This is a genomic window from Polynucleobacter necessarius (genome assembly GCF_900095205.1).
Classification (GTDB): Bacteria; Pseudomonadota; Gammaproteobacteria; order Burkholderiales; family Burkholderiaceae; genus Polynucleobacter; species Polynucleobacter necessarius_E.
The window spans coordinates 888,738-910,683 of sequence record NZ_LT606951.1; the positions used below are offsets into that span (position 1 = coordinate 888,738).

Here is a 21,946-nt window from a genome sequence, read left to right on the forward strand (position 1 = left end):
AAAAGGGGGTCCTAAAGGTTTGTGCTGTATTTGGTCTGTGCGTCAATAAAGAATCTACAATGTTCATATGATATCGAGCATGACTGGTTATGGCAGCGCTTCTCGCCAAGTCCCTTTGGGGGGCGGGTGTAGTTGCTGATCTGCAGGTGGAATGTCGGGCAGTAAATAGCCGCTTTCTGGATTTGGGTTTTCGTCTTCCAGACGAGTGTCGTGGAGCTGAGCCTGCCTTGCGAGAAATGGCTTCGCAGAGCTTATCTCGCGGGAAAGTAGAGTTTCGGGCTGCTTGGCGGGTGAATAGCGCAGCTGCTGGAGCTGCAAAAAGCAATCCCCATGCCCTAGGCGCCATCAATCGAGATTGTCTTGATGCGCTTTATACCCTACAAGAAAAAGCTCAAGAAACATTTCCTAAGGCTCAAGAACTGAGTATTTCTGAAGTTCTTCGTTGGCCAGGCGTTGTTTCCGAGCCTCGTGGTGAAGAAGATGGCTGGATCACAGTTACGGTTGAGGCTGGGCGTGCTGCCTTATCTGCGCTCATGGAAAGTCGTTACGCAGAGGGAAAGGCGTTGGTAGGCATCCTGACTAGCATCACCGGCAAAATGCGTGGCGTTGTCAGTTTGATCGAGCCCAAGGTCCCAGAATATGTAGCCCAGTATCAAGAAAAATTGACCGAACGTCTGGCAGAGGCTTTAGCTGCTCAAGAGCAAGCAAAAGCTGGTACAGAATTGATGGAGCGCATTCGTCAAGAGATTGTCTTGTATGCGGTTCGAATTGATGTAGCTGAAGAGTTCGCGCGTTTAAAAACCCATTTACAAGCAGTTGATTCAGCGCTTGCAGGCAAGGGGCCGGTCGGTAAGCGATTGGATTTTCTAATGCAAGAGCTCAATCGCGAAGCAAACACGCTCAGCTCGAAGTCAGTGTCAGAGGAATGCACTCAAGCAGCATTAGAGCTAAAGCTTTTTATTGAACAAATGCGCGAGCAAGTTCAAAATCTTGAATAACTCAGAATCATTATGACGAACCCTAATTTGACGCCATCTTACCAAGGAAGTATGTTGATGATTGTTGCGCCATCCGGTGCAGGTAAGTCATCTTTGGTGAATGCCTTGCTGAAAGATGATGCAGGGTTAATGCTGTCTTTATCTACTACAACCCGCGCTCCGAGACCTGGTGAGGTAAATGGAAAAGACTATCGCTTTTTAGCAAAAGAAGATTTTTTACAAGAGCGAGATGATGGACATTTCTTAGAGTGGGCTGAAGTTCATGGTCATTTTTATGGCACATCAAGACCTTGGATTGAGTCGCAGATGAAGGCTAGTAGTGATGTCATGTTGGAGATCGATTGGCAGGGCGCACAGCAGATTCGGAAATTAGCGCCTTCAGCGCAATGGATTTTTATCTTCCCGCCGTCGATCGAGGCATTGGAAGAGCGCTTACGTAAGCGAGGGCAGGATGATGAAGCAACCATCCAGCGCCGTTTGGCGGCCGCACACATAGAGTTGCAGCATGCTCAGGAAGCTGACTATATTGTGGTGAATGATTCTTTCGAGCAGGCTTTGGTGGATTTGAAGCATATTTTGGCCTCCAGCCGACTGCGTTCTGGACCTAGTATGGCCAAAAACCCTGCGCTTTTGAAGTGTCTGGGTGTCTAATCAGTTATCCTATAGGTATTGAAGCTAAATTAAGTGAGTTCAGGATGGCCCGTATTACTGTAGAAGATTGTCTTAAAACTATCCCAAATCGTTTTGAATTGGTTTTGGCTGCCACTTATCGTGCGCGCCAACTGGTTCAAGGTCACTCCCCACGTGTTGAGTCCAGAGATAAAGCAACCGTAGTTGCATTGCGTGAAGTTGCTGCTGGCGTAACTGACCGTGACATGTTGACCAAAGTACCACTCTAATTCAGGGATTCCGGTGTGGAGCTTCCTTTAGGAACAGTCAAAACATCGGATAAAGTAGGAAGCATCTCGTCTAAAGATGCTTCGCTTGACTCAGCTCAGGCGCAATTGTTGGACATTAAGTCTGACTCATCTCAGGGCGGTAAAAAATCTATCATTGCGAGCTTATTGGCGCAATCGAGTCGTCATTTATTTGGGCCAACCTCGGCCCCCAACTTACCCCTCAAGCATCAGGTTGTATCAATTGAGGGTTTACTATCCAAACTTTCATATCTAAAGCCTGAAGAAGTAGCACAAATCAAAAAAGCATTTCAGTTTTCTGATGCTGCTCATCTAGGTCAATATCGCCACAGCGGCGAACCTTACATTACCCATCCAGTTGCGGTAGCTGAGTTATGTGCTACGTGGCGTTTGGATGCACCATCCATTATGGCGGCCTTGCTGCATGATGTGATTGAGGATACTGGCTGCACCAAATCCGACTTGGTAGAAAAGTTCGGCAGCAAGGTAGCAGAGCTAGTTGAAGGACTTACTAAGCTCGATAAATTGGAGTTCCAGAGTCATGCAGAAGCCCAAGCAGAAAGCTTTCGTAAGATGTTTATGGCGATGGCGCGTGATGTACGCGTTATTTTGGTAAAGCTAGCAGATCGTACGCATAATATGCGCACTCTAGATGCTGTGCCGATGGAGAAGCGTCGTCGGGTAGCAGCAGAGACGATAGAAATTTACGCTCCTATTGCCCACCGGCTTGGCTTGAATGTGATTTATCGAGATCTGCAGGATCTCAGTTTCCGCTATTTCGTGCCAATGCGTTTCCGTGTGATTGAAGGCGCGGTCAAGCGGGCGCGTGGTAATCGCAAGGAAATGGTTGAGAAGATTTTGCAGGCCTCCCGCATGGTTTTTGCAAAAGCCAATTTAGAGGTGGATCTTCGTGGTCGTGAAAAAACGCTCTTTAGTATTTACAACAAGATGCGTTCTAAGCATTTAAGTTTTTCACAAGTGCTTGATGTTTATGCTTTCAGGGTAACCGTCCATTCAATTGATGAATGCTATCGCGCACTTGGTATTTTGCATTCTTTGTATAAGCCAATGCCCGGTAAGTTTAAGGATTACATAGCTATACCAAAATTAAACGGATATCAATCCTTACACACGACTCTCTTGGGTCCTTCAGGGGTTCCGGTTGAGTTTCAGATTCGTACAGTAGATATGCATGCTGTTGCGGAAGCTGGCGTTGCTGCTCACTGGGCATATAAAGACGGCTCGCCAGACATGAGTGAGGTACAAAATCGCGCTCATCAATGGCTACAGTCCTTGATTGATATCCAAGATAGTAGTGGTGATTCTCAGGAGTTTTTAGAGCACGTCAAGATTGATTTGTTCCCAGATGCTGTCTATGTCTTTACCCCTACAGGACAGATAAGAGCATTGCCAAGAGGCGCGACTGCTTTAGATTTTGCGTATTCTATTCATAGTGATCTTGATAATACTTGTGTAGCGGTCAAAATTAATGGTTTGCAACTACCTTTACGTAGTGAGTTAAAAAATAGCGATATTGTTGAAGTAATTACTTCTGCAAACTCTCAGCCAAACCCAGGATGGCTGGCATTTGTGCGTACTGGTAAAGCACGCGCTTCCATTCGTCATTCATTGAAAACAAAACATTACTCAGAATCACTGCAGTTAGGTGAGCGTCTATTAGCGAACGCTTTACGTCAACAGGGCGTTGATGCTGCCTTGCTCAGTCCAGAGATATGGGAAAAATTGATGCATTGGACGGGAGATAAAACCCGTGAAGAAGCGTGTGTCAATATTGCCTTAGGTAGACGTTCACCCCAAGAGTTGGCAATACGCATCAAAATCTTAATTGATGATGAGGGTGGGTCTGAACAGATGCGTCTCGGTGCTGCCGATTGGGTCGCGCCTCATCAAGACGTAACCCACCATCATCAACGACAGGCTATATTGGTTGATAGTCGTGAGGGCAATTCAATTCACTTTCAAATTTGTTGTCACCCCATTCCAGGCGACAATATTATTGGCTATCTCGGTAAGGGAGAAGGGCCACAAGTTCACACCAATGATTGCCCCATTGCTTTGCGAATGCTCTCGAAGGATAGTGATAAATGGGTTGAAGTTGAGTGGGGTAAGGAGCTCAATCGTGAGTTTGAGTTAGATTTAGCAATCGATACGCGCCAAGGTAAGGGTGTATTAGCTAGGGTGGCAAGTAGCGTCACTGCAGCTGACTCCAACATCATGAATGTATCCATGGAAGATCGATACAAAGAAGATTCAGTCACTATTCGTTTTACGATTCAGGTCTACGATCGTTTACATCTTTCTAAAGTCATGCGCAGTCTACGCGCTAATCCCGACGTAATGAGAGTGACCCGTACTCGCGCAATTTAGTTTTTTACAAGTATTGAACATCTAAGATTTCGATTTCGGCAGGGCCACTGGGGGTTTGTATAAATACACAATCGCCTATGCGGGACTTTATGAGAGCCTTGGCTACGGGCGACACCCAACTGACGTGCCCTTTATTTAAGTCCACTTCATCAACACCAACAATGGTGATCACGGTTTTTTTGTCAGTTTCAGGACCCTCTAAGGGCGAGTAGGTCACAGTGGCACCAAAAAATACCTGTTCGGCGTCATTTTCCCCGGATTTTCTTGCGGAGTTATCAACCACAACCGCAAATTCGAGGCGTTTATTGAGAAACCGAATCCGTCTATCTATCTCCCGCAGGCGCTTTTTCCCATAAATGTAGTCCCCATTTTCCGACCTGTCGCCATTGCTGGCAGCCCAGTGAACAACCTTGACAACCTCTGGTCTATCAAGGTTTAGGAGCTGTAGGAGCTCTGATTTGATGCGCTCATGACCTGCGGGTGTGATGTAGTTCTTCTCTTCCATGGCATAATTATGGCTGTTGCGGCTGTAGCTCAGCTGGATAGAGTACTTGGCTACGAACCAAGGGGTCGTGGGTTCAATTCCTGCCAGCCGCACCACCTGATATGAGGACCTAGTTTGAAAATTAGGCCATTTTCTTTTTTTGAGGCTTTATATAACTTTCACATAGATACCTTATAGTTCGTCTATGAGCAATTCTGAAGCCATTTCCGCTGTTTCTAACGCCCCAGTGGCGGTTTGGTCACAGGCCCCCCGACGCCAATAATGCCAAAGTGCTTGCTAGCGGCAATATCAATGTTTATTCCTTGGGCGGTGTTTGGATTCAAATTCGAGATGCTCAGGAGGCATGGCTCAAATAAGGGGACGGAAAAAGCAAGTCTCTAACTTTTGATGCATCAAACGTCACTTGTTTAGATGGTGCCGGTATTGCATTTTTGATAGAGGTTGAAGAGGCGCAAACATCATCGGGTGCAAAGTTTGACCTTGTTGGCTTGGACTCTCGTTATGAGCCATTGCTCAATGAATTCAATCCGATCAGTAATTTATTTCCAGTTCCAGTACAAAAACCCAAAAGGAATTTTGTGGTTAGCGCTGGAATGGCCTTCCAAGACTTAATTGATGATGCTGTTGGTTTAATTACATTTACAGGTCATTTGGCGTCGGATTTATTTTGGTCTCTTCGGCATCCTAAACAAGTGCGTTGGGGTGACTTTGTGAATGCGGCGGTAGAGGCGGGGATTGCTGCTTTACCTATTGTTGGTCTAATCGCTTTTTTGATTGGCGTCATCTTATCTTTCCAGGCAGCTATCGGTATGCAGCAGTTTGGAGCGGTCTCCTTTGTCGGACCTCTGGCTGCTTTGGGAATTGTGTGAGAAATGGGGCCTTTAATTACCGCTATTTTGTTAACAGGACGTTCATCTGCTGCGTTTGCAGCAGAAATCGGAACTATGACCGTCAATAGTGAGGTTGATGCATTGGTATCTGGTGGTCTAAGCCCCATACGGTTTTTAGTTGTACCACGCGTTCTGGTAGGCATCTTAGTTGCGCCTATTTTGACCTTGTATGCCGATATCGTCAGTATTTTTTCTTCGATGTTGACGATGCTGATTTACGGTATACCGTTCGTTAATTTTTATAACGGCATGCTTTCAGCGGTAGATATTGAGGATATTGGTTTAGGATTAATCAAGGCAACGCTGTTTGGTGTTGTCGTATCAGCGGTTGGATGTTTGCGGGGTATGCAGACTGGTAATGGTGCGGCAGCAGTGGGTATTTCAGCAACATGCGCTGTAGTGAGCAGCATTGTTTTAATCGTGATGGTCGACGGAATTTTTGCCTTCATTTCCTATAAGACAGGTTTCTGATGAATACGCCCGCAAAATCCCAATACGCGATTGAAGTTCAAAACCTCACTGTGGGTTACGGCTCAAATGTTCTTATGCAGAATCTTAATTTCAACGTGAATTACGGTGAAATTTTTGTGATTTTAGGCGGCTCTGGTTGCGGCAAGTCTAGTCTATTAAAAAATCTATTTGGGCTTTATCAGCCGCTATCAGGCGATGTGCTTATTGAGGGGCAGAATATCACCACTGCGCTTGGTGCAGAGCGCCAGAAGATCATGACAAGCTTTGGTGTGATGTATCAGCAAGGGGCATTATTTGGCTCCATGAATTTGCTAGATAACGTGACTTTGTTCATGCAGGAATATACGCAGTTGACCCAGCCGCAAATGGACCTGCTAGCCCGTTGCAAATTGGATTTAGTGGGGTTCTTACCTTATGAGAACTATATGCCTAGTGAAATTAGCGGTGGCATGCAAAAACGTGCAGCGATTGCCAGGGCAATGGCTCTGGATCCAAAAATATTATTTTTAGATGAGCCTTCTGCAGGCTTAGATCCTATTACATCTGCCGATCTCGATAGCACTATTTTGGATTTATCAAAGAATTTAGGCATCACTTTTGTCATTGTTTCGCATGAGCTTGCCAGTATTTACGCTATTGCCGACAAAGTCATTATGTTGGATAAAGGCGCAAAGGGCATCATCGCTGAGGGTGACCCTAAAGTTTTACGTGATACCAGCAAAGATCAACGGGTTCATCAATTCTTCAATCGCATTATGAACAAGGACGCAGCATGAGTAATAATTCAAATCCCAATTATTTCCGCTTAGGCGTATTTGTGCTCGCAGCAATTGGCGGGCTGATTGCTGTGATTCTCATATTTGGTGGTGGAAAAATCTTCCAAAAATCTTTTATGGTTGAAACGTATATCAAGTAATCGGTTACAGGGTTGAATGCCGGAGCTGCTGTACGCTTCCGTGGCATCAATATTGGTCAAGTAACGACGATTGGTTTATCAGGCGATATTTACGAAAGTGATATTCCGTTTCATGATCGTCGTCAGTAATCGTAGGCAGGATGCAAATTTTTGGCGATAAAGTAAATGCCGACCAAATTAATGAATTTGTGAGAAACCATTTGCGTGCTCGTGTGAAATCGATGGGTATTACGGGCGTGAATTACATTGAGTTTGATTTTGTCTCTAGCACAGCTGATACGCAGATACTGCCGTATTCGTGGGAGCCGGATTACCCAGTTATCCCTTCAATGCCAAATCAGGCTGATGAAATCATCTCCGGCATTCAAAAACTCATCGGCGCTCTGAATGATATGAATGTCGATGGTACTCAGAAAAAAATAGATACATTGCTTAATAATCTGAATACTGTAATGGCTGGAGATGGCAAGGGTAATGAGGGCTTCATTGATTCAGTGAAGCAGTTGAATGTGATATTGACTCGTATTAATAAAGTGACTGATAAAGACGAATTAAATGTCTTAATGCGTGAATTGGTTGGGGCCATTGTTTCTCTGCGGCAGACGATTACCAGCATGCAGGGAGATACGCATTACACGATCGAGAACTTAAAACAAACTAGCGAACAGTTAAATGAATTAAGTCGTATCGCTAGCCAGTCACCATCGAGCCTAATCTGGGGCGAGCCACCTGCGAAGATTACTCTTCCCATGAATGGTACCCAAGGCTAGCCAGGAGCAAATAAATGATTAACTTTTTACTTTTATGTGCCACCGCTGGTTTATTGACAGCTTGTTCTTTGCCAACCCGTGCCCCAGTTACGCCAACGAGTTGGGTGGTAATGCCTGAGCGAACAGGCGCACCTCTGAAGCCTCGTACAGATTTTTGGCTTAAGGTTGCTTCTGTTACAGTGGCACCGCCATTCGATACTAAATCTTTGGTTTATCGCTTAGGCGATACGCGGTATGAGAAAGACTTCTACAACGTGTATGCAACGATTCCTTCAGAGATGATTGGTAGCGCTGAGCGTCAATGGTTAAACAAAGCCAATATTTTTCTGCAGCGGTTGGTGACAGCAATAGCCTCTTTTCTTGTTATACCCTGCAGGCACCAGTCAATGAATTCTATGGCGATTACCGAACAAAACCTGAGGCGGTTGTTAGTGTTGAGTTTTTCCTTTCAGTGGAGTACGGAGGTAAGAATGGCAATCCCTTGATTGGTGCAAATCGCTACACCAAGCGTGTGGCTCTCAAAGACAATACACCTGAAGCTGTGATATTAGGTCAACAAGAAGCGCTGTCAGAAATCTTCAAGGAGTATATGAGGCGCAACTTTATCAATATGCTGGAAGTTTGCCTAAACCACTAGGACAGTAATTCGATGAAATTGTATTTATCTCAAGTCGCTCTGAAGAGAGTCGCATGTGCAGCTACTTTTGCGCCGCTGGCTCTTGCGAGCTTTGGAAATATTCATGCTTAAAACTTTCCGGCGAAGCCAATTCACTTAATTGTCCCATTTGCACCCGGTGGAAGTACCGACATCATTGCCCGAGCGGTAGGCGACGCTTTGGGTCGCCAATTAGCTCAGCCAGTAATCGTTGAAAACAAAGCGGGTGGGTAGAGGCTCCATTAGTGCCCTAGAGGTCATGCGTGCTCCTAAAGATGGTTACACCATTGGTATGGCTACCGTATCCACAACGGCTGCTAATCCTGCTATTAACCCGAAGATTGGATATGACCCAGTCACTGATCACTGCAATTAGTAATATTGCAGCTACTCCCAACATCATCGCTGTTAATCCATCCTTCCCAGCAAAGGATTTTAAAACGTTTATGCAGGTTTTGAAAGAAAGTCCTGGCAAATATTCCTACTCAAGCTCTGGCACTGGTGGGATTGGTCATCTGCAAACCGAGCTCTTTAAGAGTTTGACTGGCGTATTCATTGTTCATATCCCTTATCGTGGCGCTGGTCCCGCTTTGGCAGATACGGTGGGAGGCCAAGTATCTATGATTTTTGATAACTTGCCATCTTCATTGCCGTTTATAAAAGATGGCAAGTTAGTCCCAATCGTTGCTGCTGCTCCAAAACGCTTAGCCCAATTACCTAATGTCCCCACTTTTGCTGAAGTGGGTTTAGCGCTTGTCAATCGTATGGCTTACTATGGATTATTAGGGCCTGCTGGTATACTAAAAGATGTTGTCGAAAAATACAATGTGGCTCTTCAAAAAGGTGGTTTTCCGACCCTGCCGTGAAGAAAAGAATTGAAGATATCGGTTCAATTATTAATGTAAATGGTTCTGAAGCCTTTGCAAAAGAAATTAAGGCGGAATACACCGTCTATAAAGAGGTTGTTGCCAAGCAAAAACTGCAGCTTGATTAAAAAATATAAATATAAGTTGTTGGAGATCAAATGAATTTAGGAATACAGGGGAAGGTTGCCTTGGTCTTGGCTTCTAGCCGTGGATTGGGGCAGGCGAGATGGCCGTATCTTTGGCGAGAGAGGGTGTCAACGTTGCTGTAACTGGTCGCAATGAAGATGGCTTGCAACAATCGATTAGATTAATCGAGGCGGCGGGTGGAAGAGCTATTGCGCTCAATTGGGATTTGACCGACTTATCAGTGATTGATAGTTTGGTCTCAAAAGTAGAAAAAGAGCTCGGACCCATTGTATTTTGATTAACAATACTGGCGGTCTGCCTCCGACAACGGCAGTTGGACAAGACCCCGCATTGTGGCAAAAAAGTTTTAACGATATGGTGATTTCGCTGATTGCCATTACCGATCGCGTTTTGCCTGGAATGCGTCAACGAAGATGGGGCCGCATTATTACTAGCACTACATCTGGTGCTATTGCTCCTATCAAAATTGGCTGTCTCCAATACATTGCGTGCCGCACTCTTGGCGTGGTCCAAGACGCTTGCGGCGGAAGTGGCAGCAGAGGGGTGTTACGGTGAATATCATCATGCCTGGAAGGGTGGCTACTGATCGCCTAAGGCAGTTGATGAGGCCCGTGCTAAACGTGAAGGTATTTCTTATGAGGATGTTGTTAAGGATAGCTTGAAACAAATCCCCATGGAAAGATGCAGTGATCCTCAGGAACATGAGGATACAGCAGCTTTTTTAGCCAGTCAAAACGCTTCCTTTATTACCGGTGCCGTCATGAGGGTTGATGGCGGACAAATTCAGGCAATTTGATTCAGAATATTTTTCGTTTCTTTGGGTTAATTAGGCGGGATTTGCGCTCGAGAGAGCTCGCTTGGCTATTTGTTGCTTTAACCCTTTCAATTTCTGCGCTATCTAGCGTTAGTTTTCTAGCGGATCGGATGCAGAGGGCATTTGCATTGGATGCTCGACAACTTTTAGTATCTGATTTATTAATTGCCTCTGATCAGCCATTGCCAGCTCGGTTTTTAGAAGAAGCGCAAAGCAGTCATCTGCAAATAGCCCAAACGGTAGTTTTCCCAAGCATGGCTACCGTCGCTTCACATAGCAAATTAGCATCACTCAAAGCGGTAAGCGCTCATTATCCTTTGCGTGGAGCATTGCGCGTACAGACTAGCGCACAGGGCCAAATACTTACCTCAGGACCGCAGCAAGGCTCTGTTTGGGTGGATCCCGCAATGCTAGCGAGTTTGTTTGCCAAAGAGGGTGATGAGATTAAGCTTGGCCAAAAAACGTTTGTGATTGGCGGAATTTTGGAGCAAGAACTAGATCGTAGGGCGGGGTTTATGAATTTTGCCCCTCGGGTGATGATGTCCATAGCTGATTTGGAATCAACTGGTCTGATTGGTCTAGGAAGCAGAGTCACTTATCGACTACTTCTCGTAGGTTCAGATAAGCAAATAAAGTCTTATGAAGTATGGGCTAATCAATTTATTGAGGCTGGGGCAATTAAAGGTGTGCGCATTGAGGCTTTAGAAAATGCCCAACCAATGATGCGCAAAACGCTGGAGCGATCTGATCGATTTTTATCTTTAATTGCACTGTTAACGGCAATGGTTGCTGCGGTGGCAATAGCATTGTCAGCACACCGCTATACCCGCAAACAAGCTGATGCTTGCGCTGTCCTTAAATGCTTAGGGGCTAGTTCAGTGACCATCTTAAAAAGAGAGGGAATCACACTTTTAGCCTTGGGACTTATTGCAGCACTTTTGGGGGCATTGTTGGGGTACCTTGGACAACACATATTAACCCTTCTGTTGGACAATCTAGTGATGTCTGATTTGCCGCAAGTATCGTTTTGGCCTGTTTTATGGAGTGTATTGGTGTCGTGGTGTTTGCTCTTTGGTTTTGTTGGCCCAGCTATTTTTAAATTAGTCAAAGTTTCCCTAATCAGACTAATCAGAAAAGAATTCGATGACCTCGATATATCCACCCTTTGGACTGCTATCTGCGGTTTAGGTACAGCGATTGTATTAAGCATGATTGCGGGGGCTCGCGATTGGGAAATTGGCTCTATGGACTAGCCTTAGTTTTGCTGGAGCAATCATCATTTTTGCTTCTGTTTCATGGTTGCTATTAAAACTCCTCACTAGCATACGTACCCAGCGTTTTGCATTGGGCTTTGTAATACTCTCCCAAGGCCGAAGAACAGGCTTGGTCATTATTCAAATTACGGCCCTAGGTATAGCGCTGATGTCTTTGCTGTTAATTCTTTTATTGCGGGCTGATTTCTTGAGTGCATGGCAAGGCAATATCCCTAGTGATGCACCTAATCGTTTCATGATCAATGTTCAAGACAACCAAAAGCAGGGGCTTATACAATCACTAGTCGATGCGGGTGTTTCAACCCCCCAATTCTTTCCAATGGTGCGGGGACGTTTAATTGAAATCAATGGTAATGAAGTTACTCCCAATAATTATGCTGATGAGAATGCAAGACGCTTAGTAGATCGAGAGTTTAATTTGTCATATTCCGATCGATTGCCAGAAGGCAATCAAATTCTCTCTGGGAAATGGATTGAAGGTGACGCACCCCAAATTTCGATGGAAACAGGCATAGCCAAAACCCTGAAATTAAAGATGGGTGATTTATTAACGTTTGAAGTTGCTGGGGAAAAATCACCGCCCCGATTACTTCTTTGCGAAAACTAGATTGGGGGTCTATGCGCGTTAACTTTTTTGTCATTATGCCTGCCGCCCAATTGAACTCATTACCGCAGTCTTGGATTACTTCATACTTCCAACCACCCAAGAAGGATATATTGGATTTTCAGTTAAGCCAGACTTATCCCAATATTACGATTGTGGATGTTTCTGCTTCTTTGCAACAAATTCAGGGCATTCTCAATAAACTCTCCTCAGCATTAGGCTTGCTTTTGATGTTTACGATTACTGCTGCCATTTTGGTTTTGATGTCGGCCCTTGCCGCCACACAAGAGGAGCGCTCTAGAAATACCGCTTTACTAAAGGCATTGGGTGCTTCACGACATACGCTAGGAAATATTGCTAACCTTGAGTTGTTGATGATTGGTGTAATAACAGGGATGTTGTCTGGCCTAGCGGCTGGATTTGCGGCTTGGGCTTTAGGACGTTATGTAATGGAAATTCAATTTAATGCCTTTGGTGAGGCAGTATTGATGGGTATTTCTTTTGGAGTTATTGCCTGCTTTGCGTCTGGCTATCGCTTTCAGAAACGAATTCAAAAAGCTACTGCAATTGAATGTTTACGTGAAGCTTAGGAAAGTGTTGCTAGATTTTTTAGGTAGCTCTACTAAGCGAGTTCCAGAAAATCGATCTGGCAGACTTTGTCGATATAAAGAGTTTCGTCGATCCAAATGAATGCTTAACGGCCAAATAAATAGTGCCACCGTAAAGAGCATTTCAATGATTTGCCACTTCTCCAAATGAAAAGCCCATTGCAAGATGACGCAGGGTATTAGCCAAAGAGAGCCATAAATATATCGCCAGCAGGCCTGCTTTTTAGTGGGCTGATATCCGTCGCAACCGATCATTTGAACACGCCAGGTTTGCATTGCAAGTGTTTGGCCAGATTTTGTCCAATACCAAACAAAGTAAATGCCTAAAACTGCATAGAGATATAGAAAAGTAAGCCAACTTGGTAAGGCAGCACCAAACAGAATCCCAAGCATTAGATTGGGAACTAGGAAAGTAAGTGCGATTACACCTAATAAGACCAATTGTTCGTAGAGGCAGCAAGACACTCTGCGCCAAAATTTGGGCGAAGGTAATACATTGAGCTCAGCAGGCGTCATAAGCTAATACTTTATTGAGACTCTGCGCTAGATGAAGCTGGAGGCGTTGGTTCCACAGGAGTGGCTCTAGGTCTTGGGGCTGGTGGTGTAGGGGTAGTCTTTTGCTTAATGGCATGTTGCTGGAGTGTTGGAGCATTATAGCGTTCGGCTTTTTCTTAACCTCCATCTTGGCTAATTTTTTCTTTTGTTCATCGCTCAATTTTTGATATGCACTCCAAGCCTCAGCTTTTTTCTCGGCCGGGAACTTAAGACTACTCAGATAGTTTTCGCGCGCAATACGATGATCTTTTTGCGAAAGATTTGACCAACCCGTCATCCGAGATTGAAGGCGTTCTTGGTCTTGCAACCTCATTTTGGGGTAGATATTGGCGACCTGAATCCATTTTTACGACTATCAGGCAGCATGTAGTCCCAATCGCTTTCTAGTGGGGCCAGAATTTTTTGTTGCACGGGTTTAAGACTTTCCCATGTCCCATCAGGTTTCTTTTCAGGTATGGCGGTAGATTTGCCATGGGCAGCCGTAGGCGCTGGTTGAGAATACGCTGGTGATAAATGAGATGTGTAGCAAGCTACTATCAGCGTAAGGCTGATAGCAATGTGCGTTCTAGTAGTCCGCGGCATCAAACGAACTTTATTTAGTTGCTTTGAACTGGATCAGTGGAGCTATCGGATTCGGAGAGAGGGCCGTTTTTAAGAAACGCCATAAATCCGTTATCTGCGTAAGCATCAGGAGGTACATCATCGGAAAGCAATGCTGCATCAACCTCTGCGATATCGTTAATTCGCGAATCATCTTGCCATTGCGCAATACCGATAAGGCCAAACACAAGGGCGATAAGAGGAGCAATCCAACCAACGGTATCCTATATTCCATTTGAACCAGAAGTCCAGTTGCGAGCGGGTTCCTGCCAAAACTTGCTTTTGAATGCGTACTTTTTCAGGCTTTCTTGCGGCGATCGCTTTCATGCGGGTTGCATACAGGCGATCCTTGATCTGCTGAGGAATGTGCTGGGTACTTTGACGAAGTAGGGCAGCACTAGCCTGACCAAATTGGTCTACTTGGGTCTCGGTAAATTAGTCATCAAAGTGTTCCACAGCGTAATTCCTTTTAATTTCAATGCTTTAGCTAATGTTTGGGTGGCCCTAGAACAATGGGTTTTGACGCTACCTTCGCTACAACTCATCGCCTGGGCCGTCTCAGTAATATTTAGCTCATCCCAACAACGCATGAGGAAGGCTTCTTGTTGACGTACAGGTAATTTAGATATTTCTGACTCCAAAGCTTGTAAAAGCTGATTTTTTTCAAGTTTTTGAGCACCATCTTGGTGTATTTCGCTGTCATCCGGAGCTGATAGGGACTCCAAAGGGTCAAAATCATCGCCTTCTTCACCCTTTTCCCCATATTAGAAAACAGGGTCACCCAAGTATTTCTAACCTTTTGCCTTCTAAACCAGTCGTGTATTCGATTTTGCAAAATTCGGGTGAATACCAGAGGAAGCTCGGCAGCAGGTCGATCCCCATACTTTTCAGTTAATTTGATCATGGCATCCTGAACAATATCTAACGCCGCATCATCGTCGCGCACGGCGTATACCGTCTGCTTAAACGCACGCTGCTCGACGCTACTCAGAAAGTCAGATAGTTCTTGGGCTGATGCCATGCAATGGATTAGACCTGAATCAGTAGGAATTAAGCCATTTTAGGGGATTGCTATAGAATATAGGGCTTACTACCTAGAATCTCATTCGAAGTGGTTTTTTCCGGTAGCAGCGCCGTTCGAACTCAGGCCAAAAGCAGGAGACAGAACAGACCAAACAATTTTTTGCCGAAAATTGCAAAGGACGAAAGAAAATGAATACAAGCAGCGCCGAATTTTTAGCTTCTAAAGCTATTAAAGACTCAGTAAATACAAATAACGAAATTGCGCCTCCAGAAATGATTGGCGCAGAAATGCTCGTGCAGGCATTGCACAAAGAGGGTGTTGAATATGTTTGGGGTTACCCGGGCGGTTCAGTTCTCTTTATTTATGACGAGATTTTTAAGCAAGACAAGTTTGAACATATTTTGGTTCGCCATGAACAAGCAGCGGTTCATGCAGCCGATGGCTATGCGCGTGCAACTGGTAAGGTTGGAGTTGCACTAGTCACATCTGGTCCTGGCGTAACGAATGCTGTAACTGGTATTGCTGCTGCTTATACCGATTCCATTCCAATGGTCATCATCAGCGGAAATGTACCGACATATGCAATCGGTGAAGATGCCTTTCAAGAGGCCGATACAGTTGGCATTACCCGCCCAGTTGTGAAACACAACTTCCTTGTAAAGGATGTCAAAGACCTTCCATTGGTATTGAAAAAAGTGTTTCATATCGCTCAGACCGGTCGCCCTGGCCCAGTATTGATTGATATTCCGAAAGATGTTTCAGCAGCTAAAGGCCCCTTTGTATATCCAGAGAGTCTCGAGATGCGTTCATACAATCCAGTATTGAAAGGGCATAGCGGTCAGATTCGTAAGGCAGTCGCATTACTGCAGGAGGCAGAACGTCCATACATCTACACCGGTGGTGGCGTTATTCTTTCTGATGCTGCTCCAGAATTAAAAGAGTTTGCTGACCTTTTAGGTTATCCCGTTACCAATACTTTAATGGGTTTGGGCGGCTTTCCAGGCACAAGTCCACAGTTCCTAGGCATGCTCGGAATGCACGGAACTTATGAAGCAAATATGGCGATGCAACACAGTGATGTGTTGATTGCGATTGGTGCACGTTTTGATGACCGTGTGATCGGAAATACATCACACTTTGCAAGTCATCCACGCAAGATCATTCATATTGATATTGATCCATCGGTAATTTCCAAGCGTGTAAAAGTAGATGTGCCCATCGTTGGCAATCTTAAAGAAGTTTTGGTTGAAATAACCACGCAACTTAAAGCATCGGGTCCTCGCAAGAATGGTGACAAAGTTGCCGCATGGTGGGATCAGATTAATGAGTGGCGTAAAAAAGATTGCTTGAAGTACGACGAAGCTTCGCAAATTGTGAAGCCACAGTATGTTGTTCAAAAGCTGTGGGAGCTTACTGGTGGTGATGCTTTTATTTGTTCTGATGTAGGGCAACACCAAATGTGGGCAGCTCAGTTCTACAAGTTCGATAAGCCTCGCCGTTGGATTAACTCTGGCGGTCTTGGCACGATGGGCGTTGGTTTGCCATATGCCATGGGTATCAAGAAGGCATTTCCAGAGCAGGATGTTTTCACCATCACTGGTGAAGGCTCTATTCAGATGTGCATTCAAGAGTTATCAACCTGCAAGCAATACGATACTCCTGTAAAGATTGTGTCATTAAACAATCGCTACTTAGGAATGGTTCGTCAGTGGCAAGAACTCACTTATAACAAACGCTATTCCAGCTCATACATGGATTCATTGCCTGACTTTGTGAAGTTGACAGAAGCGTATGGTCACGTTGGTATGCGGATAGAAAAGAAATCGGATGTCGAAGGTGCTCTCAGAGAGGCGATCCGCCTAAAAGATCGCACTGTATTTATGGATTTCCAGACCGACCCGGAAGAAAACGTTTGGCCGATGGTTCAAGCGGGCAAGGGAATTACTGAAATGCTTTTGGGTAGCGAGGATCTTTAATGCGTCATATTATTGCTGTACTAATTGAGAACGAGCCGGGTGCATTGTCCCGAGTTGTAGGTCTTTTTTCTGCCCGTGGTTACAATATTGATACTTTAAGTGTTGCTCCTACTGAAGATCCATCCCTTTCTCGCATGACGATCGTTACCTTTGGTTCTGATGATGTTATTGAGCAAATCACAAAACACTTGAACCGCTTAGTAGAAGTCGTAAAAGTCTTTGATTTGAGCGAAGGGCCGCATATTGAGCGTGAGCTCATGATGATTAAAGTGCGAGCTGTGGGCAAAGAACGTGAAGAATTGAAGCGTACTACCGATATCTTCCGCGGCCGCATCATTGATGTGACTGATAAGAGCTACACCATCGAGTTAACTGGTGATGGTGCCAAACTGGATGCCTTTATTGATTCGATTGATCGCGCCTCAATCCTGGAGACTGTCCGTTCGGGCGGTTCTGGGATTGGACGTGGCGAGCGCATCCTCAAGGTCTAATTTTTTAACTCATTACTGCATTACTTACATTTTCAATACAAGGAAAGAGCATGAAAGTTTTTTACGATAAAGACGCTGATTTGTCCCTCATTAAGGGCAAGAAAGTCACCATCATTGGTTATGGTTCACAAGGTCACGCACACGCATTGAACCTTAAAGATTCTGGTGTTAACGTTACTGTTGGTTTGCGTAAAGATGGCGCTTCCTGGAGCAAGGCAGCGAATGCTGGTTTGACAGTTAAAGAAGTTGGCGAAGCAGTTAAAGATGCAGACGTAGTTATGATGTTGTTGCCTGATGAGCAAATCGCTGACGTATACAACAAAGCAGTGCATGGCAATATCAAGCAGGGCGCCGCATTGGCTTTTGCCCATGGCTTTAACGTTCATTATGGTCAAGTTCAGCCACGAGCAGATTTGGACGTGATCATGATCGCTCCGAAGGCGCCTGGCCACACAGTGCGTGGTACTTATGCTCAAGGTGGTGGTGCTCCTCATTTGATCGCTGTTTACCAAGACAAATCTGGTTCAGCGCGCGATGTTGCATTGTCATACGCAACTGCAAACGGCGGTGGTCGTGCCGGCATCATCGAAACCAACTTCCGTGAAGAAACTGAAACTGACTTGTTCGGTGAGCAAGCTGTTCTTTGTGGTGGTGCTGTTGAACTTATTAAGGCTGGTTTTGAGACTTTGGTTGAGGCTGGTTACGCTCCTGAGATGGCTTACTTCGAGTGTTTACATGAGCTCAAGTTGATCGTTGACTTGATCTACGAAGGCGGCATTGCTAATATGAACTACTCCATCTCTAATAATGCTGAATATGGTGAGTATGTGGCTGGCCCACGTGTTGTTACAGAAGACACAAAGAATGCAATGCGTCAGTGCTTGAAAGACATTCAAACTGGTGAATACGCGAAGAGCTTCATCCTTGAAAATAAGGCAGGTGCTCCAACATTGATCTCGCGACGGCGTTTGAATGCAGAACATGACATCGAAGTGGTTGGTGCTAAGTTGCGTGCCATGATGCCTTGGATTGCTAAGAACAAGTTAGTGGATCAAACTAAGAACTAAGCATCAAACTAATAGTAGTTAATTAAAAGGCTCAGAACAAAGATGATGTATCCACACCCTATTATTGCGAAAGAAGGTTGGCCCTATTTGGCGTTAGTGGGGGTGGTGACTTTACTTGTCCACTACTTGGGTGGTATTGCATGGTCATGGCCTCTCTGGATTATCTTTATCTTTGTTCTGCAGTTTTTTCGTGACCCTCAGCGCATACCCGCTCTAGGTCGCGACTTTATTCTTTCTCCAGCTGATGGTCGAATTGTGGTTGTGGAAGTTGCTAACGATCCATATGCGGGACGCGAGGCGCTAAAAATTAGCGTATTCATGAACGTATTTAATGTTCATTCCAACCGTAGCGCAGTCAATGGTTTGGTCAAAGAAATCCAATATTTCCCAGGTAAATTTGTGAATGCAGATTTAGACAAGGCATCTACAGAAAACGAACGTAATGCCGTAGTAATTGATGCTAATGGACAGTTGGTAACGCTAGTTCAGGTTGCAGGTTTGATTGCGCGCCGTATTCTTTGCTATATCCATGTTGGCGATCGCCTCAAAGCAGGTGAGCGATATGGATTCATACTTTTTGGTTCAAGAGTGGATGTATATTTACCGTTGACTGCTGAGCCATTGGTTAGCGTTGGTGATAAAGTATTTGCAACAAATACAGCCTTGGCGCGTTTGCCTGGTTTAGACTAATTCAAAATAATATTCACTGGGACATTCTTTGACTACATTTCGCCGTCGTGGTCGCATCGATCGCAGTCGACTTGCGCAGATCCGTAAGCCAACATCTGAAGACCAGTGGGTCGAAGAATTAGGTGATGGAGTTGATTACGAAGTAGAGGAGCTGCATCCGCAAAAGCCTCGCTTGCGTAGTAAGGGCATCTATCTACTCCCCAATGCATTTACTACTGCAGCATTATTTTGTGGCTTCTATGCAATTGTGAATGCCATGAACCACCAGTTTGAGGTTGCGGCGATCGCTATTTTTGCGTCGATGGTGCTCGATGGCATGGATGGTCGCGTAGCTCGCATGACGAATACTCAGAGTACATTTGGCGAGCAGTATGATTCGCTGGCCGATATGGTTTCATTTGGGGTTGCACCTGCGTTAGTAGCTTATGAGTGGGCCTTAAAAGATTTAGGTAAGTGGGGCTGGTTAGCTGCATTTACCTATTGTGCGGGAGCGGCTCTGCGATTAGCGCGTTTTAATGTCAATACGGGTGTTGTCGATAAAAAGTTTTTTCAAGGTTTGCCTAGTCCTGCTGCTGGCGCCTTAATGGCTGGTTTTATCTGGCTGGCAGATGACAATAAGCTACCTGTGCGAGATACAGCTATCCCCTGGGTAACATTTTTTATTGCGGTCTATGCTGGACTAACAATGGTATCTAATGCCCGTTTTTATAGTGGCAAAGCCTTGGACGTTCGTTATCGCGTGCCATTTGGGGTCATGGTTCTAATGATCCTTACTTTTGTCTTGATTTCTTCAAATCCTCCTTTAACTCTATTTGGTCTATTCGTGGTGTACTCAATTTCTGGCTACGTTATTTGGGCTTGGGAAAAATTTAGTGGTAAACGATTTAGCTAAACTGCCATTTTTGGGGTATATTTAATCCATGTTGATCAATTTTGTTACTTTAACCAGCCCTCTTCTGCTAGCACTAAGCCTAAAGCTTGGGACGGGTAAGGCCTGAGTTAATGAGATAAAGATTCATTAGCCGCCACATACCAGCCCCAGTTAATTGCTGGGGTTTTTGTTTTATAAGTTTTTCTAGATATAAGTTCAGCAGTATTTAAAACTGGAGAGTAGTAATGAGCGACAAAGTAATCATTTTTGACACCACCTTACGTGATGGCGAACAATCGCCTGGCGCATCGATGACCAAGGACGAAAAAGTTCGTATTGCGCGTCAATTAGAGCGTCTTAAGGTTGATGTTATCGAGGCGGGTTTTGCTGCTAGTTCTGAAGGTGACTTTCAGGCTATTTCCGCTGTTGCTGCTGTAGTTAAGGATTCAATCGTCTGCTCGTTGGCTCGTGCAAATGATAAGGATATTACTCGTGCAGCCGATGCATTGCAGTCCGCTAAAGCGAAACGTATCCATGCTTTCTTGGCAACAAGTCCTTTGCATATGGCCGTGAAATTACGGATGTCTCCAGAAGAGGTGTTGGAGCAAGCTAAACGCTCTATTTGTTTTGCGCGTAACTTGGCGTCAGATATCGAGTTCTCCGCGGAAGATGGCTATCGTTCAGAAATGGATTTCTTGTGCAGAGTGGTTGAAGCAGTTATTAATGAAGGTGTCTCTACTATCAATATCCCCGATACCGTGGGCTATGCCACTCCAGAGTTGTATGGTGAGTTTATTAAAACCTTGCGTACTAGAGTGCCCAATTCAGATAAGGCTATTTGGTCTGTGCATTGCCATAATGATTTAGGAATGGCTGTTGCAAACTCTTTGGCTGGTGTAAAAATTGGTGGCGCCCGTCAAATTGAATGCACGATCAACGGCTTGGGTGAACGAGCTGGCAACACTGCATTAGAAGAAATTGTGATGTCTTTGCGCACCCGTAAGGATTATTTTGATATGGTGTGCGGTATTGATGCTACCCAAATTGTTCCTGCATCTAAATTCGTTTCACAAATTACCGGTTTTGTTGTTCAACCCAATAAAGCAGTAGTTGGTGCAAATGCTTTTGCTCACACTTCTGGAATACATCAAGACGGCATCTTAAAAAACCGTGATACCTACGAAATCATGCGTGCTGAAGATGTAGGTTGGTCGGCAAACAAAATCGTATTGGGTAAATTATCTGGGCGTAACGCCTTTAAACAAAGATTGCAAGAGTTGGGTATTGCTGTTGAAGCTGAGGCTGATTTAAATGAGGCATTTGCTCGATTTAAAGCACTGGCAGATCAAAAGTCAGAGATTTTTGATGAGGATATTATTGCCATCATGTCTGATTTAGCCGCTGCTGAAGAGGGTGAGCACTATAAATTTATTTCATTAAGTCAGCATTCTGAAACTGGTGAACGTCCTAAGTCACGTGTCACCTTTCGGATAGGTGATAAAGAAATAAGCTCAGAGGCTGAAGGTAATGGACCAGTTGATGCTAGCTTGAATGCTATCGAAGAGATAGCTAAGAGTGGTGCGGAGCAATTGCTGTATTCGGTGAATGCCATTACTTCCGGCACGCAGTCTCAAGGTGAGGTGGCTGTGCGTTTAGCGAAAGATGGGCGAATTGTGAATGGTGTTGGTACAGACCCAGACATCGTTGCAGCATCAGCAAAAGCGTATTTGTCAGCGTTGAATAAATTACACGACCCTAGTCAGACTAAGCTCAATGCGCAAATGACTCCCTAATTTCGAGAGCCATTCACATTAGATATTATTTATTTAATTCGGTATTTTTATAGTAC

General features: G+C 44.8%; 23 protein-coding genes, 1 tRNA gene and 4 pseudogenes. 22 read left to right on the forward strand and 6 right to left on the reverse strand.

The features are described from left to right. The first annotated feature begins 89 nt into the window (after window positions 1-89). From DXE37_RS04950 to DXE37_RS04965, 4 genes are read left to right on the forward strand one after another with little or no spacing between them, the layout of a single operon-like run. Window positions 90-998, forward strand: a complete 909-nt coding sequence (locus DXE37_RS04950; protein WP_231971165.1) for a YicC/YloC family endoribonuclease — start codon at window positions 90-92, stop codon at window positions 996-998. 12 nt (window positions 999-1,010) lie between these two features. Then, window positions 1,011-1,649: a guanylate kinase gene (gene gmk, locus DXE37_RS04955; RefSeq protein WP_114636787.1), complete on the forward strand. Its 639-nt coding sequence runs from the start codon at window positions 1,011-1,013 to the stop codon at window positions 1,647-1,649. A 44-nt stretch (window positions 1,650-1,693) separates the two neighbouring features. Then, window positions 1,694-1,897 (forward strand): DNA-directed RNA polymerase subunit omega, encoded by a 204-nt coding sequence (rpoZ, locus tag DXE37_RS04960; RefSeq protein ID WP_011902918.1) that lies wholly within the window; start codon window positions 1,694-1,696, stop codon window positions 1,895-1,897. 15 nt (window positions 1,898-1,912) lie between these two features. Continuing rightward, window positions 1,913-4,303 carry a RelA/SpoT family protein gene (locus tag DXE37_RS04965; protein ID WP_114636788.1) on the forward strand — a complete coding sequence of 797 codons (2,391 nt, stop codon included), beginning with the start codon at window positions 1,913-1,915 and terminating at the stop codon, window positions 4,301-4,303. 4 nt (window positions 4,304-4,307) lie between these two features. Here the strand turns inward: DXE37_RS04965 and greB are convergent, their stop codons facing one another. Next, window positions 4,308-4,808 carry a transcription elongation factor GreB gene (greB, locus tag DXE37_RS04970; protein ID WP_114636789.1) on the reverse strand — a complete coding sequence of 167 codons (501 nt, stop codon included), beginning with the start codon at window positions 4,806-4,808 and terminating at the stop codon, window positions 4,308-4,310. A gap of 18 nt (window positions 4,809-4,826) precedes the next feature. On the opposite strand from greB, the gene DXE37_RS04975 reads away from it, so the two are divergent. From DXE37_RS04975 to DXE37_RS11345, 12 genes and pseudogenes are all read left to right on the forward strand, one after another. After that, window positions 4,827-4,903, forward strand: a tRNA-Arg gene (locus DXE37_RS04975). Between the two features lie 498 nt (window positions 4,904-5,401). Then, window positions 5,402-6,169: pseudogene (locus tag DXE37_RS12505) on the forward strand (MlaE family ABC transporter permease). Then, the gene (locus DXE37_RS04985; protein WP_114636790.1) at window positions 6,169-6,945 is read left to right on the forward strand and encodes an ABC transporter ATP-binding protein; all 777 of its coding nucleotides are present in this window, start codon (window positions 6,169-6,171) and stop codon (window positions 6,943-6,945) included. The pseudogene DXE37_RS12505 and the gene DXE37_RS04985 overlap by 1 nt, the downstream one beginning before the upstream one ends. Continuing rightward, on the forward strand, window positions 6,942-7,085 hold the full coding sequence (locus DXE37_RS11320; protein ID WP_197713089.1) for a hypothetical protein: 144 nt from the start codon (window positions 6,942-6,944) through the stop codon (window positions 7,083-7,085). Before DXE37_RS04985 ends, DXE37_RS11320 begins: the two co-directional genes overlap by 4 nt. Window positions 7,086-7,097: 12 nt before the next feature. Next, window positions 7,098-7,214, forward strand: coding sequence for an MlaD family protein (locus DXE37_RS11325; protein WP_197713090.1), 117 nt, complete (start codon window positions 7,098-7,100; stop codon window positions 7,212-7,214). An 11-nt stretch (window positions 7,215-7,225) separates the two neighbouring features. Continuing rightward, window positions 7,226-7,855 (forward strand): MlaD/PqiB family protein, encoded by a 630-nt coding sequence (locus DXE37_RS04990; protein WP_197713091.1) that lies wholly within the window; start codon window positions 7,226-7,228, stop codon window positions 7,853-7,855. A 301-nt stretch (window positions 7,856-8,156) separates the two neighbouring features. Further along, window positions 8,157-8,492: a hypothetical protein gene (locus DXE37_RS12510; RefSeq protein WP_231971166.1), complete on the forward strand. Its 336-nt coding sequence runs from the start codon at window positions 8,157-8,159 to the stop codon at window positions 8,490-8,492. 114 nt (window positions 8,493-8,606) lie between these two features. Then, window positions 8,607-9,504 (forward strand): annotated as a pseudogene (locus tag DXE37_RS05000) (tripartite tricarboxylate transporter substrate binding protein BugE); the annotation flags it as partial. 30 nt (window positions 9,505-9,534) lie between these two features. Beyond that, window positions 9,535-10,319 (forward strand): annotated as a pseudogene (locus DXE37_RS05005) (SDR family oxidoreductase). A gap of 41 nt (window positions 10,320-10,360) precedes the next feature. Next, a complete protein-coding gene (locus tag DXE37_RS11335) occupies window positions 10,361-11,590 on the forward strand; it encodes an ABC transporter permease (RefSeq protein ID WP_231971167.1) in 1,230 nt (409 codons plus the stop codon). Continuing rightward, window positions 11,574-12,218, forward strand: a complete 645-nt coding sequence (locus DXE37_RS11340; RefSeq protein WP_197713095.1) for an ABC transporter permease family protein — start codon at window positions 11,574-11,576, stop codon at window positions 12,216-12,218. Before DXE37_RS11335 ends, DXE37_RS11340 begins: the two co-directional genes overlap by 17 nt. An 11-nt stretch (window positions 12,219-12,229) precedes the next feature. Beyond that, entirely contained in the window at window positions 12,230-12,805 is a 576-nt protein-coding gene (locus DXE37_RS11345; RefSeq protein ID WP_197713096.1) for an FtsX-like permease family protein, read from the forward strand. Here the strand turns inward: DXE37_RS11345 and DXE37_RS05015 are convergent. The 5 genes and pseudogenes from DXE37_RS05015 to DXE37_RS05035 all read right to left on the reverse strand — a co-directional run bounded on the left by DXE37_RS05015 (window position 12,791) and on the right by DXE37_RS05035 (window position 14,999). Continuing rightward, window positions 12,791-13,339: an RDD family protein gene (locus DXE37_RS05015; RefSeq protein WP_114636791.1), complete on the reverse strand. Its 549-nt coding sequence runs from the start codon at window positions 13,337-13,339 to the stop codon at window positions 12,791-12,793. The genes DXE37_RS11345 and DXE37_RS05015 overlap by 15 nt on opposite strands. Further along, on the reverse strand, window positions 13,326-13,685 hold the full coding sequence (locus DXE37_RS11350) for a DUF3106 domain-containing protein (protein ID WP_197713097.1): 360 nt from the start codon (window positions 13,683-13,685) through the stop codon (window positions 13,326-13,328). Before DXE37_RS11350 ends, DXE37_RS05015 begins: the two co-directional genes overlap by 14 nt. A gap of 289 nt (window positions 13,686-13,974) precedes the next feature. Continuing rightward, window positions 13,975-14,166, reverse strand: a complete 192-nt coding sequence (locus DXE37_RS13475; RefSeq protein ID WP_269460294.1) for a DUF3619 family protein — start codon at window positions 14,164-14,166, stop codon at window positions 13,975-13,977. Beyond that, window positions 14,129-14,344 (reverse strand): hypothetical protein, encoded by a 216-nt coding sequence (locus DXE37_RS14305; protein WP_415067122.1) that lies wholly within the window; start codon window positions 14,342-14,344, stop codon window positions 14,129-14,131. The genes DXE37_RS13475 and DXE37_RS14305 overlap by 38 nt, the downstream gene beginning before the upstream one ends. Window positions 14,345-14,394: 50 nt before the next feature. Then, window positions 14,395-14,999: pseudogene (locus DXE37_RS05035) on the reverse strand (RNA polymerase sigma factor). A gap of 191 nt (window positions 15,000-15,190) precedes the next feature. Here DXE37_RS05035 and DXE37_RS05040 point away from each other — a divergent pair. The 6 genes from DXE37_RS05040 to DXE37_RS05065 all read left to right on the forward strand — a co-directional run bounded on the left by DXE37_RS05040 (window position 15,191) and on the right by DXE37_RS05065 (window position 21,890). Then, window positions 15,191-16,978, forward strand: a complete 1,788-nt coding sequence (locus DXE37_RS05040; protein ID WP_114636794.1) for an acetolactate synthase 3 catalytic subunit — start codon at window positions 15,191-15,193, stop codon at window positions 16,976-16,978. Further along, window positions 16,978-17,469 carry an acetolactate synthase small subunit gene (ilvN, locus tag DXE37_RS05045; protein ID WP_114636795.1) on the forward strand — a complete coding sequence of 164 codons (492 nt, stop codon included), beginning with the start codon at window positions 16,978-16,980 and terminating at the stop codon, window positions 17,467-17,469. Before DXE37_RS05040 ends, ilvN begins: the two co-directional genes overlap by 1 nt. Window positions 17,470-17,519: 50 nt before the next feature. Continuing rightward, entirely contained in the window at window positions 17,520-18,536 is a 1,017-nt protein-coding gene (gene ilvC, locus DXE37_RS05050; protein WP_114636796.1) for a ketol-acid reductoisomerase, read from the forward strand. A gap of 42 nt (window positions 18,537-18,578) precedes the next feature. Next, window positions 18,579-19,226 carry a phosphatidylserine decarboxylase gene (locus DXE37_RS05055; protein ID WP_114636797.1) on the forward strand — a complete coding sequence of 216 codons (648 nt, stop codon included), beginning with the start codon at window positions 18,579-18,581 and terminating at the stop codon, window positions 19,224-19,226. Window positions 19,227-19,254: 28 nt separating this feature from the next. Then, on the forward strand, window positions 19,255-20,118 hold the full coding sequence (pssA, locus tag DXE37_RS05060) for a CDP-diacylglycerol--serine O-phosphatidyltransferase (protein WP_114636798.1): 864 nt from the start codon (window positions 19,255-19,257) through the stop codon (window positions 20,116-20,118). Window positions 20,119-20,342: 224 nt separating this feature from the next. Beyond that, window positions 20,343-21,890 (forward strand): 2-isopropylmalate synthase, encoded by a 1,548-nt coding sequence (locus tag DXE37_RS05065; RefSeq protein ID WP_114636799.1) that lies wholly within the window; start codon window positions 20,343-20,345, stop codon window positions 21,888-21,890. The last annotated feature ends 56 nt before the right edge of the window (window positions 21,891-21,946 follow it).